General features: G+C 61.0%; 7 protein-coding genes. 2 read left to right on the top strand and 5 right to left on the bottom strand.

Annotation, left to right across the window (positions count from 1 at the left end; translation table 11 throughout):
* Positions 1 to 28 precede the first annotated feature (28 nt).
* From FVE66_RS19580 to FVE66_RS19560, 5 genes are all read right to left on the bottom strand, one after another.
* Positions 29 to 1,003: a Bug family tripartite tricarboxylate transporter substrate binding protein gene (locus FVE66_RS19580; RefSeq protein WP_151449174.1), complete on the bottom strand. Its 975-nt coding sequence runs from the start codon at positions 1,001 to 1,003 to the stop codon at positions 29 to 31.
* 241 nt (positions 1,004 to 1,244) lie between these two features.
* A complete protein-coding gene (locus FVE66_RS19575) occupies positions 1,245 to 2,666 on the bottom strand; it encodes an amidase (RefSeq protein ID WP_151449173.1) in 1,422 nt (473 codons plus the stop codon).
* Positions 2,667 to 2,698: 32 nt separating this feature from the next.
* Positions 2,699 to 4,162, bottom strand: coding sequence for a glutamate synthase subunit beta (locus FVE66_RS19570; protein ID WP_151449172.1), 1,464 nt, complete (start codon positions 4,160 to 4,162; stop codon positions 2,699 to 2,701).
* A 72-nt stretch (positions 4,163 to 4,234) separates the two neighbouring features.
* Positions 4,235 to 8,920: a glutamate synthase-related protein gene (locus tag FVE66_RS19565; RefSeq protein ID WP_151449171.1), complete on the bottom strand. Its 4,686-nt coding sequence runs from the start codon at positions 8,918 to 8,920 to the stop codon at positions 4,235 to 4,237.
* A gap of 132 nt (positions 8,921 to 9,052) precedes the next feature.
* Complete coding sequence (locus tag FVE66_RS19560) at positions 9,053 to 9,766, bottom strand: transposase (RefSeq protein ID WP_151449170.1); 714 nt, start codon at positions 9,764 to 9,766, stop codon at positions 9,053 to 9,055.
* 511 nt (positions 9,767 to 10,277) lie between these two features.
* Here FVE66_RS19560 and FVE66_RS19555 point away from each other — a divergent pair.
* Positions 10,278 to 11,723, top strand: a complete 1,446-nt coding sequence (locus FVE66_RS19555; protein WP_241673298.1) for a TolC family protein — start codon at positions 10,278 to 10,280, stop codon at positions 11,721 to 11,723.
* The gene (locus FVE66_RS19550; RefSeq protein ID WP_151449168.1) at positions 11,720 to 12,550 is read left to right on the top strand and encodes an efflux RND transporter periplasmic adaptor subunit; all 831 of its coding nucleotides are present in this window, start codon (positions 11,720 to 11,722) and stop codon (positions 12,548 to 12,550) included. Before FVE66_RS19555 ends, FVE66_RS19550 begins: the two co-directional genes overlap by 4 nt.
* Positions 12,551 to 12,605 lie beyond the last annotated feature (55 nt).

Below are 12,605 nucleotides of genomic sequence, written 5' to 3'. Positions count from 1 at the left end.
AGTGGAGTCGGGTTACGCAAACGGGAAATCAGTCAACCCTGGCGCCAGAGGCCTGGACCAGCTTGGCCCAGCGTGGCGTCAGCCTTGCGAGTTCCTTGGCCAGGCCATCGGGCGAACTGGCCACGATTTCAAATCCCTGGGGGACCAACAGTTCCCGGATTGCACGGTCACGCAATATTGCCACGATATGCTTGTTCAGCGTGCTGATGATGTCGGCGGGCGTTCCAGCCGGCGCAAGAATCCCCTGCCAGGAATTGAGCTCATAGCCGGCCACGCCGGCTTCGGCGATGGTGGGGATCTCGGATGCGCCGGTTGAGCGTTTGGCCGAGGTTACGCCGAGCGCTTTCAGGCGGCCGGCCTTGATGTGCTGGAATGCGGCCGGCAATGTCACCATCAGGGCATCCACATGACCTGCCAGCAGGTCGGCAACCGCGGGCGCACCGCCTTTGTAGGGGACATTGGTGAACTTCAACCCGGTATGGGTTTCCAGCAAGGTGCCGGCGAGGTGGCCCGGGCTGCCACTGCCCGCATTTGCCAGGGTAAGGCCGCCAGAAGCTTTCCGGGCTGCTTCGATGAATTCTTTCAGGTTGTTGACCGGCAACTTGGATCCAACCACCAGCACCTGGGGTGATGTGATGGCCAGGGTAATCGGCGCGAACTGCTGCAGTGTGTACGGTATCGAGGAATACAGGCTGGGATTGATGACAAGGCTGTCCCAACCCAGCAGCAAGGTGTGGCCGTCAGGCTGTGCTTTGGCAACATGGCTGAAAGCGATGTTGCTGCCGCCGCCAGCCATGTTTTCCACCACCACCGGTTGGTTGAGCTTGGGGGTCAATTCTTTGGCAATGGTCCTGGCCAGGATGTCCAGGCTACCGCCCGGCGGTACGGGAACGACGATGCGGATCGGCTTGGCAGGCCAGTCCGACTTGGCCAGGGCCGGGAAGGGGAGGGATACCGAAGCGGCGAGTCCGATCGATTTGATGAGAAAGTTTCTGCGTTGCATTTGTAGATACCGTTGGTTCGTAGACGTATGCGAATCTTAGGCATCATTCTTTATGCGGTGAACTATCGATTTTTTCTAAAACCATAATAAAAACATCTAAGCTCCTCCCGAAGCGCATCCCGAGGCGATTCCCGCGGGACTTGAAACAGCCTGTTTGCCTGTCGATGCACAAAAATAAAGCGGGAAGCGCGAGCTTCCAGCTTTTCAATTTTGCCGCGGCCCGTTGGGCGGGGCCGTGCGCTTATTCGACGGCCGCTTCCAGCGCTTGCGGTATTGCCGGGCTCCAGGGGCAGGCGGCTTCAAACGCTGAAGCGATGCAGAACAGATCGGCCTCGGCATAGGGCCGGGATACCAGCTGCATTCCCACCGGGTGACCCCTGGTCGTGAAACCGACGGGTACCGACGCAGCAGGGTTGCCGGTGAGATTGAACGGGTAGGTATAGGAGGTCCAGGTCACCGGATTGCAATGCTCGAACCCGGGCGGAATGGTGATGCCTGCTTCGACGGACGACAGCGGCAATGTGGGTGAGACGAGCAGGTCGAATCGATCGAACAGGCCACGCAGGCGCTGGTAGAGCTCATGCCGCACGTTTGCCGCCTGGCAGTAATCCATCACCGATCGCTGTTTCGCGGCCTGAAGCCAGGGACGGACCGCGGGGTCGAGCAAGTCCGGATCCGTCTTGAGAATGGACTCGACGCGGGCGGCGACCTGCGAGTAAAAAATGAGGCTCCATGCATCGGCGGGATCTGGTCCGAACGGCGCCTCCACCAGTTCGATCTCGCATCCCAGCGTGCCCAGCGTCTGCACCGCGCGCTCGACGATTGCCAGCACCTCGGGATCGGGCCTGGCATAACCGAATGTCGGGGACCAGGCGATCCGGAACCGGCGCATTGGCTGATCGCAAGCCTGTACGAAATCGGGCACCGGTTGCGGCAGCGATCCGGGGTCGCGCGCATCGTAGCCGGAGATGATGCCCAGCAGCAGTGCTGCGTCACGAACGGAGCGCGACAGCGGGGCAACGTGGGCCAACTCTGGCGTGGCCGAGCGCGGAAAGACTGGCACGCGCCCGAACTGGCCCTTGATCCCGAACAGTCCGGTCAATGCAGCCGGTATGCGAATCGATCCGCCGCCGTCAGTGCCAAGCGCGATCGGCGTGATGCCGGCCGCGACGCTGGCCGCAGCGCCGGCGCTCGAACCGCCAGGCGTCGTGGACAGGTCCCATGGGTTGCGGGTAATTCCGGTCAGGGGCGAGTCGCCGACTGCCTTGCAGCCGAGTTCGCTGGTCGTGGTCTTGCCGATCACGATGGCGCCGGCGCGGCGCAGCCTTTCAACCGCGGGTGCATCCGCCGCTGCGATGTTGTCGGCAAAGGCCCGCGAGCCGAAAGCATACGGCACCCCGCCAACGGCAATCAAATCTTTCACCGAGACGGGAATGCCGTGCAATGGAGGAAGGGGTTCCCCGGTCGAGCACCTTGCTTCGGCCTTGCGAGCCGCGGCCAATGCCTCGGCGCGCATTACATGGCTGAAGGCATTGATGCGGGGTTCGAACTGGTCGAGCCGGGCCAATGTCCGCTCCATTAACTCGAGCGGCGACAGCTGGCCCGAGGCGATCAGTCCGGCAAGCTCGGTGGCATCCCTATACGCCAGCGGGTATGACGTCATCAGAATGCCACCGTTGTGAATGCCACGTTGACTTAGCGCGGCAGGACGCTGCTACCCATCAGGAACTCGTCGACAGCACGAGCACACTGGCGGCCTTCGCGGATAGCCCACACCACCAGCGACTGGCCACGGCGCATGTCGCCGGCCGCGAACACCTTGTCGACGGACGTCTTGTAGCAGCCCTCGCCGTCCGTTGTGGCGCGGGCGTTGCCGCGTGCGTCTTTCTCCAGGCCGAATGCATCCAGTACCTGGGCAACTGGCGAAACGAAGCCCATCGCCAGCAGCACCAGGTCGGCTTTCATTTCGAATTCGGAGTTCGGCACTTCCTGCATCTTGCCGTCCTTCCATTCGACGCGGGCGGCGATCAGCTTTTCGACCTTGCCATTCGAGCCTTCCAGTCGTTTGGTGGCGACTGCCCAGTCGCGTTCGCAGCCCTCTTCGTGCGAGGAGGAGGTGCGCATCTTGATCGGCCAGTACGGCCAGACCATGGGCTTGTCTTCCAGCTCGGGTGGCTGCGGCATCAGTTCGAACTGAATGACCGAGGCGGCGCCCTGGCGGTTCGAGGTGCCGACGCAGTCGGAGCCGGTGTCGCCACCGCCGATGACGACGACATGCTTGCCGGCCGCCAGGATCTGATCCTTCAGCTTGTCGCCAGCGTTGACCTTGTTCTGCAATGGCAGGAACTCCATCGCATAGTGCACGCCCTTCAGTTCGCGTCCGGGAACGGGCAGGTCGCGCGCTTGCTCGGCGCCACCCGCAAGGACGATTGCGTCGAAGTCCTTCTGCAGCTGCTCATGCGAGATGGTCTTTTTGGCGTCGTTCAGCACGATGGCCGGGAAATCCTTGCCGACCAGGACGCCGGTGCGGAAGCTCACGCCTTCAGCCTTCATTTGCTCGACACGGCGGTCGATCGCGGACTTCTCCATCTTGAAGTCGGGGATGCCGTAGCGCAGCAGACCGCCAACCCGGTCGTTCTTCTCGAATACCGTCACGTCATGGCCGGCGCGGGCAAGCTGTTGCGCCGCCGCCAGTCCGGCCGGGCCGGAACCGACAACTGCCACCTTCTTGCCGGTGCGCGCTGCCGCCGGAGCGGGCACTACCCAGCCGTTTTCCCAGCCCTTGTCGATGATGAAGTGCTCGATCGACTTGATGCCAACTGCTTCGCTGTTGATGTTCAGCGTGCATGCCGCCTCGCACGGGGCAGGGCAGATGCGGCCGGTGAACTCCGGGAAGTTATTGGTCGAATGCAGGTTGTCCAGCGCTTCGCGATAGTTGCCGCGATAGACCAGGTCATTCCAGTCGGGGATGATGTTGTTGACGGGGCAGCCGTTGTTGCAGAAGGGGATGCCGCAGTCCATGCAGCGCGCGCCTTGCACCTTGGCCTGCTCGTCGCTCAGGTGCAGTACGAACTCCTTGTAGTGCTTCAGGCGCGACGTGGATGCCTCGCTTGCTTCTTGCAGACGCTGGTACTCCAGAAAGCCGGTTACTTTTCCCATTTTTCACTCACGTTTCTTGCGGCGCATCGGCCCGCCTGCCCGGCAGGCAGGCCGATGCGCACTTGTTGATCGTTATGCTGCGACTTTTTCGCTGGCCGCCTTGTTGCGGGCTGCATCCATTTCCAGCAGGGCCCGCTTGTACTCGGTCGGGAACACCTTGACGAAGCGGGCGCGTGCATTGGCCCAGTCGTCCAACAGGGCCCGGGCGCGGGTGCTGCCAGTGTGCTTGAAGTGCCGCTCGATCAGGGTACGCAGGATCGCTTCGTCGGACTGAGTCTCGCCGCCCCGCAGGATGGCGTGCCATGCAGCGCGCGGCAGATTGGCTTCCTGCTCGGCGGTGCTCGATACCTTGTCCAGCGCGACCATGGCGGTGTTGCACTTTCCGGCGAAGTCGCCGTCCGGGTCGTAGACGTAGGCGATGCCGCCTGACATGCCCGCCGCGAAATTCCGGCCGGTGTCGCCGAGTACCACCACCGTGCCGCCCGTCATGTACTCGCATCCGTGGTCGCCGGTGCCTTCAACGACAGCGGCTGCGCCGGAATTGCGCACTGCAAAGCGTTCGCCGGCCACGCCGTTGAAATAAGCTTCGCCCGCAATCGCGCCGTACAGGACCGTATTGCCGATCACGATGTTGTCGAGCGCGCGGCCACGGAATTCATTGTTCGGACGAACAATGATGCGGCCACCCGACAAGCCCTTGCCGACATAGTCGTTGCCTTCGCCTACCAGGTCGAAGGTGATGCCGTTCGCAAGGAAGGCGGCGAACGACTGGCCGGCGGTGCCATGCAACTGGATGTGGATCGTGTCGTCAGGCAGGCCGTCGTGGCCGTAGCGCCTGGCCACCTCGCCGGAAAGCATGGTGCCGACGGTGCGGTTGACGTTCTTCACTGGCGTGATGAAGGAGACGCGTTCGCCTTTTTCCAGCGCTGGCATGGCTTGGGCGATCAGCTTGTGGTCGAGCGCACGCTCCAGGCCGTGATCCTGTTCTTCAACCTGATAGCGCGGTTCCGATGCCGGCATTTCCGGCTGGTGGAAGATGCGGGAGAAGTCCAGGCCGCTTGCCTTCCAGTGCGAAATCGCCTTCGACTTGTCGAGCAGGTCGGAACGTCCGATCAGTTCGTTGTAGGTCCGGATGCCCAGTTGGGCCATCAGCTGGCGCGCTTCTTCGGCGACGAAGAAGAAGAAGTTCACCACGTGTTCCGGCTTGCCCGCGAATCGCGCGCGCAGCACCGGGTCCTGCGTGGCAACGCCGACCGGGCAGGTATTGAGGTGGCACTTGCGCATCATGATGCAGCCTTCGGCAACCAGCGGCGCGGTCGCGAAACCAAGTTCGTCGGCGCCGAGCATGGCGGCGATGACGACATCGCGGCCGGTCTTGATCTGGCCGTCGGTCTGCACCCGGATCCGGCTGCGCAGGCGGTTCAGCACCAGCGTTTGCTGTGTCTCGGCCAGGCCCAGTTCCCAAGGCGTGCCGACGTGCTTGATGGATGACAGCGGCGAGGCGCCGGTGCCGCCGTCGTGGCCGGCGATGACCACATGGTCGGCCTTGGCCTTGGCCACACCTGCTGCGACGGTGCCAACCCCGACTTCCGATACCAGCTTGACCGAGATCGATGCTCTCGGATTGGCGTTCTTCAGGTCATGGATCAGTTGCGCCAGATCCTCGATCGAGTAGATGTCGTGGTGCGGCGGCGGCGAAATCAGGCCGACGCCAGGGACGGAGAATCGCAGCTTGGCAATGTATTCCGACACCTTGTGGCCGGGCAGCTGGCCGCCTTCGCCGGGCTTGGCGCCTTGCGCCATCTTGATCTGGATCTGGTCGGCCGAAATCAGGTATTCGGCAGTGACGCCAAAGCGGCCGGATGCAACCTGCTTGATCTTCGAGCGCAGCGAATCGCCCGCCTGCAGCGGCAGGTCGACCTCGACCCGGTCGCGTCCGATGACCGAAGCCAGCGTATCGCCCTGCTTGATCGGAATGCCTTTGAGCTCGTTGCGATAGCGCATCTCGTCCTCGCCGCCTTCGCCGGTATTGGACTTGCCGCCGATTCGGTTCATGGCAATGGCGAGGGTGGCATGTGCTTCGGTCGAAATCGAGCCGAGCGACATCGCGCCAGTGGCAAAGCGCTTGACGATCTCCTTGGCCGGCTCGACTTCATCGAGCGGAATGGCCTTGGATGGATCGAGCCGGAATTCGAACAGCCCGCGCAGGGTCATGTGACGGCGCGACTGGTCGTTGATGATCTGGGCGTATTCCTTGTAGGTGTTGAAGTTGCCCGAGCGTGCGGAATGTTGCAGCTTGGCGATTGCATCGGGCGTCCACATGTGGTCTTCGCCGCGGACCCGGAAAGCGTATTCGCCGCCGGCATCGAGCGCGTTGGACAACAGCGGGTCGCTGCCGAACGCCAGGTTATGCAGGCGCAATGCCTCCTCGGCTACCTCGAACACGCCGATGCCTTCCACATTGGAGGCGGTGCCCTTGAAGTACTTGGAGATCAGCGCGCTGTTGAGTCCGATCGCTTCGAAGATCTGGGCGCCGCAGTAGGACATGTAGGTGGAGATGCCCATCTTCGACATCACCTTCATCAGCCCCTTGCCGACGGCCTTCTGGAAATTGTAGATCGCCTTCTCCGGCGACAGGTCGCCGGACATGCCCTTCGCCATCTCGGCCAGCGTATCCATTGCCAAGTACGGGTGGATTGCCTCGGCGCCGTAGCCGGCCAGCAGGGCAAAGTGGTGCGTCTCGCGAGCGGAGCCGGTTTCCACCACCAGGCCGGTCGAGGTGCGCAGGCCACGGCTTACCAGATGCAGGTGGATGGCCGAAGTGGCCAGCAGGGCCGGTATCGCGACCTGGGTCGCGTTGACCATGCGGTCCGACAGGATCAGGATGTTCGCGCCGGACTGGACTGCGTCGACTGCTTTCGCGCACAGGGATGCCAGGCAGGCTTCGATGCCTTCCTTGCCCCATCCGATCGGATAGCAGATGTTCAGCTCATGCGACTTGAATTTGCCGCCGGTGTGCTTGCTGATCTGGCGCAGTTTCGCCATGTCGGCGTAGTCCAGGATCGGCTGCGTCACTTCCAGCCGCATCGGCGGGTTGATGTTGTTGGTGTCGAGCAGATTGGGTTTCGGGCCAATGAACGAAACCAGCGACATCACCATCGCCTCGCGGATCGGATCGATCGGCGGGTTGGTCACCTGGGCAAACAACTGCTTGAAGTAGTTGTACAGCGGCTTGTTCTTGTTGGACATGACCGCCAGCGGCGAATCATTGCCCATCGAGCCGATCGCTTCTTCGCCCTGCAATGCCATTGGCGCCATCAGGAACTTGAGGTCTTCCTGGGTATAGCCGAAGGTCTGCTGGCGGTCGAGCAGCGATACCTCGGAAGCCGGTTCGGCCGCTTCGCTCTTCAGATCGCCGAGCCTGACGCGAACTGATTCGATCCACTGCTTGTAGGGCTTGGCGCCAGCGTAGGTCGCCTTCAGTTCCTTGTCGTCGATGATGCGGCCGGCATCCAGGTCGATCAGGAACATCTTGCCTGGCTGCAGGCGCCATTTCTGGATGATGCGCGCTTCCGGAATCGGCAGCACGCCGGATTCGGACGCCATCACCACCAGGTCGTCATCGGTGACCAGGTAGCGCGCAGGCCGCAGGCCGTTGCGGTCCAGGGTGCCGCCAATATGGCGGCCGTCGGTGAACGCCATCGCGGCGGGGCCGTCCCATGGCTCCATCATTGCTGCGTGATATTCGTAGAATGCACGGCGGTTATCGTCCATCAGCGTGTGGTTTTCCCACGCCTCCGGAATCATCATCATCATCGCTTGCGCGATCGGGTAGCCGGCCATGACCAGCAGTTCGAGCGCGTTGTCGAAGCAAGCCGTGTCCGACTGGCCTTCATAGATCAGCGGGAAAAGCTTTTGCAGGTCTTCACCCAGGACGGCGGATTTCATTACGCCTTCGCGCGCCCGCATCCAGTTGAAGTTGCCCTTGACGGTGTTGATCTCGCCGTTGTGGGCGATCAGGCGATACGGGTGGGCCAGCGGCCACTCCGGGAAGGTGTTGGTCGAAAAACGCTGGTGAACCAGCGCCAGCGCCGAGATGCAGCGCGGATCCTGCAAGTCCTTGTAATAGACGCCGACCTGGTCTGCCAGCAGCAAACCCTTGTATACAACAGTGCGGGCCGACATCGACGGCACGAAGAATTCCTTGCCATGCAGGAGATTCAGGCGCTGGATTGCATGACCCGATGCCTTGCGGATCACGAACAGCTTGCGCTCGAGCGCGTCGGTGACCATGATGTCGGCGCCGCGGCCAATGAAAATCTGGCGGATCACCGGTTCCCTGTCCCGCACGGTCGGCGACATCGGCATGTCGTGGTCAATGGCGACATCGCGCCAACCCAGCACAACCTGGCCTTCTGCCAGCACCGTGCGCTCGATCTCCTGCTCACAGGCCATGCGCGAGGCGCTTTCCTTGGGCAGGAAGATCATTCCCACGCCATATTCGCCGGGCGGCGGCAGGCTGACGCCCTGCTTTGCCATTTCTTCGCGATAGTACTGATCCGGTACCTGGATCAGGATGCCCGCGCCGTCGCCCATCAGCTTGTCCGCCCCGACCGCGCCGCGGTGATCCAGGTTCTTCAGGATCTGCAAGCCCTGCTCGACGATCGAATGACTTTTCTGGCCTTTTATATGGGCAATGAAGCCAACGCCACAGGCGTCGTGTTCATTTGCCGGGTCGTACAAACCTTGCGCGCGCATAACCTACTCCAATGCTGATTCAGATCGAACCGCAAGGATAGTCCACGCACCGGCACAGTACAAGGAAATAAAATAGGGTCGTACACCAATTTAATTGCACCAACAAGGTGCGGTCGTTTAATTGGGGACAGATCAATTTTGCTTTGGTGCATTACTTGCACCCTGGCTGGGCGGCCGCCCTCTTTTTCCTGGCAGCAGCCTGCGGCCGGCGTCCTTTTGCAGCGATTCTGCAAATGCAGCAGAACCGATAACCCAACCGCCCCGCAAGGCGTTTTCGATGAGCTGGAGTTCACTCGCCGGGAGCGGATGCTCCAGGCGTCGCTGGTATGCAGCCTCGCGATCGAAGGGGGTATTTCCCAAGGCCCAATAGCCCTGGTGCTCAGTCAGCAGCGGGTTCTGCTCCCTGCCGGCATGGGCGCGGAAGCTCGACCAGGGATACTCACCCGCGGTGCCGGCAAGGCCTTCGCGAACGGGACTTTCTTCCACATATTGGCAGGCAGGAAGGAAGTGCTCGGGTGCCTCGACCGGGGCTGCCCTGAAACGCGCGCCCCAGAGTGTGCCGGCGCGTCCGTACTTGCGATTGAAATACGGGACATATCGCCGTCCTATCCATTGCATCAGTTCAGACAAGGAGTTGGCGGCAAATGGCGTAGCAATAATCATCACACTGCGGGGCAGTAATGCGTATCCGTGTATTGCTACCTTGCTCACCTTTGCTGAATTTTTAAGCAATTCAAGAAAATAAACGAAATCGTCATTTTCCTGACATAAATGCATGCCATCCAATGCGGATTGCGCAAGTAAATGTGGTTGCTGAATGGCAACGAATCTGGGTGGTCTTGCCATTGGGCAATAAATCCTGTTTTAGCTATGAAGAATCGTTCGATAATCGGCTCAATAGGCCAATTATTTCCGGACAATAATATTGTCAATAAGAAATTAATTAAAAAAAATTTCCAGACACTAACATCGGTACCGGAGAGGCCGATATACTCGTGCTATTGCTGTGGATAAAAGGTAAGGTTGACATCTTTTGCGTCAAGTCAAAAGCAGCCAGTCGTTTCGGCTGCAGGTCAATGACCCTCTCTCTAGTCAGCATGGGGAATGTTCCCGTGTGCGAACGTCGGCGGTTTGATGTGCCCGGTGGTAATCCCTTGGTCTGCAGTGCGAATTCGGCGCTGCAGCTTCGACCGTTTGTGCCTGGAATCACGGTAGCACAAGCGCTTGTATTCAATCCGTAAGCAATATCCGATCGACCTGCATGCATAAAAGTTTAACAAGACTGTCGGGGGGCGCACTACTCATGTTCGTCGCAGCGTGTACCACGATCGCGCCAAATCCTGTATCGGACAAGGACATGCTCGAGCAGACGGCTGCCGATCGTGCCGCCGCGCAGAAGGGAGTCGACGCGATAAAGGGACCGCTCACGCTCGAGCAGGCAATGGCGCGCGCGCTCAAGTACAACCTGGACCGGCGTACCAAGTTGATGGAAGAGGCGATCGCCCTCAACCAGCTCGATGTCGCCCGGCTGGACATGTTGCCGAAGCTGGTTGCACAGTCCGGTTTTTCCTCACGCGACAGTGACCGTACCACCTTGAGCCGCAACATCCAGACTGGCGCGCTGGTGCCGTCCAATTTTGTTTCCCAGGACCGAAGCCATACCGCAAGTCAGCTGGGATTGACCTGGAACATGCTCGAAATGGGCGTCGGCTACCTGAACACGGTGCAAGCCGCAGATCGCGTGCTGATCGCAACCGAGAAGCGCCGCAAGGCGATGCATGTGCTCATGCAGGATGTGCGCACCGTGTTCTGGAGAGCCGTCAGTGCTCAAAAGCTCAAAGGGGAAGTGAAACGTATCATCGCCAGTGCGGAAGAAGCGCTGGTCGATTCCCGCAAGACCGAAGAAGAGCGCCTGCGCAATCCCTTGGACGCGCTGCGGTACCAGCGCCAGATCCTGGAGAACCTGCGATTGCTGGAAGCGATCGAGCAGGAGCTGTCGTCCGCCCAGGTCGAACTTGCCACGCTGATCAACGTTCCGCAGGGCACGGCCATCGAGTTGGTGGACACGGCTTTCAATATCAATTCGGATGCGTTGAAAATCTCGCTCGACCAGCTGGAGGAAACGGCCCTGGTCAACAATGCCGACCTGCGGGAGCAGCAATATAACGCGCGCATCGCGCGCACCGAGACGCGCAAGGTGTTGTACCGGCTCTTCCCCAACTTGTCGTTCAGCTATTCGGTGAGTTACGACACCGACAGCTACCTGGTGAACCAGAGGTGGAACGAGGCTGGCTTGCAGGTTTCCTACAACATCCTGAACCTGCTTACCGCCTCCACGCAAACCAGGCTGGCGGATGCCGGTGTGGCACTTGCTGACCAGAAGCGCGTCGCTGTGCAACTGGCAGTGCTGACCCAGGTTCATCTCGCACGCCTGCAGCTCCTGAATGCGACCAGCCAGTTCGGCCGCGCGGACGAGATCTGGAACGTCGACCACAAGATCTCCAAAATCGTCATCAATCGTGAAGCGGCTCGGGCACAGAGCAAGCTCGAGCGCATCAGCAATGAAACTGCAGAGGTCCTCAGCCTTCTGCGCCGTTATCAGGCTGCTGCCCAAATGCAGGCGGCCGAGAGCCGCATGCAAGCAAGCCTGGGCGTGGAGCCACGAATCGCCAGCGTCGATGAAATCGCAACCGACGAACTGGCGCAGAAACTCACCCTGCACGGGCTGGTCTGGCAGTCGATCCTGGCTGAACAGGCGAAGAAGCAAGGCCTGGAAAAAAACAAGGAACAGCAACCAAAATGAAGGCGATCCCGAAAATTTTCGCGTTACTGGCGTTGATCGCCGTGTCAAGCGCACATGCCGCCGGCGAGGTCGCCAGGCCAGTGGCCCCGTCAGTGGCCCCGTCGGCGGGCGGCGCGCCAAAGGCAGCGGTCGGGTCGACGCCGCGTTCCTCCCTCGAACGGCAGGAAATTCGCGCGCAGTTGCTGCCACGCCGCTTTACCACCATTGCGGCCGAGATCGGCGCCAAGGTCAGCCGTTTGCCGGTGGCCGAGGGCGGATCTTTCAGGGCCGGACAGCCGCTGGTGACATTCGACTGCACGATCCAGCAGGCCCAGATGGCCAAGGCAAAGGCCGAGCTGGACGCAGCCCAGACCACCTACAAGGCCAATGTGCGCCTTGCCGAATTGAACTCGGTGGGTTTGATGGACCTTGATCTGTCGAAAGCAGCCGCAGACCGGGCGCTCGCGGAAGTGGCTGCCAACCAGGCGGTGCTGAGCAAGTGCGTGATCCCGGCCCCGTACGCCGGCCGGATCGCGGAGCAGAAGGTCAGGGAGCAGCAGTATGCGCAGGCCGGGCAGCCCCTGCTGGAAATCCTGGACGACAGCGTTCTTGAACTCGAATTCCTCATCCCGTCGCGCTGGCTCAATACCGTGCGTGCGGGTGGATTATTCAAAGTCGACATCGACGAGACGCGAAAGAGCTATCCGGCGCGATTCATCCGTATCGGCGCCCGGGTGGATGCCGTCAGCCAGTCAGTCAAAGTGGCGGCGGCAATCGATGGCCGATTCCCGGAACTGATTTCCGGCATGAGTGGCCGGGTCCGGATCACCGGAATGGACGGCCAGTAAGGATACGGGCGCAAGGCTCCGGCCTTGTGGTCATGGTGGTGTGAAGAAAAAGTCC

Source organism: Lacisediminimonas profundi, assembly GCF_008831265.1.
Lineage (GTDB): Bacteria > Pseudomonadota > Gammaproteobacteria > Burkholderiales > Burkholderiaceae_D > Lacisediminimonas > Lacisediminimonas profundi.
The sequence above is the reverse complement of the archived record's forward strand: the minus strand, read 5'-3'. Positions and strand labels throughout refer to the sequence as shown.

Coding starts and splice junctions, on each gene's coding strand:
- FVE66_RS19580 (WP_151449174.1), bottom strand. CDS start 1,003: ATGCAACGCAGAAACTTTCTCATCAAATCGATCGGACTCGCCGCTTCG.
- FVE66_RS19575 (WP_151449173.1), bottom strand. CDS start 2,666: ATGACGTCATACCCGCTGGCGTATAGGGATGCCACCGAGCTTGCCGGA.
- FVE66_RS19570 (WP_151449172.1), bottom strand. CDS start 4,162: ATGGGAAAAGTAACCGGCTTTCTGGAGTACCAGCGTCTGCAAGAAGCA.
- FVE66_RS19565 (WP_151449171.1), bottom strand. CDS start 8,920: ATGCGCGCGCAAGGTTTGTACGACCCGGCAAATGAACACGACGCCTGT.
- FVE66_RS19560 (WP_151449170.1), bottom strand. CDS start 9,766: ATGGCAAGACCACCCAGATTCGTTGCCATTCAGCAACCACATTTACTT.
- FVE66_RS19555 (WP_241673298.1), top strand. CDS start 10,278: ATGCTCGAGCAGACGGCTGCCGATCGTGCCGCCGCGCAGAAGGGAGTC.
- FVE66_RS19550 (WP_151449168.1), top strand. CDS start 11,720: ATGAAGGCGATCCCGAAAATTTTCGCGTTACTGGCGTTGATCGCCGTG.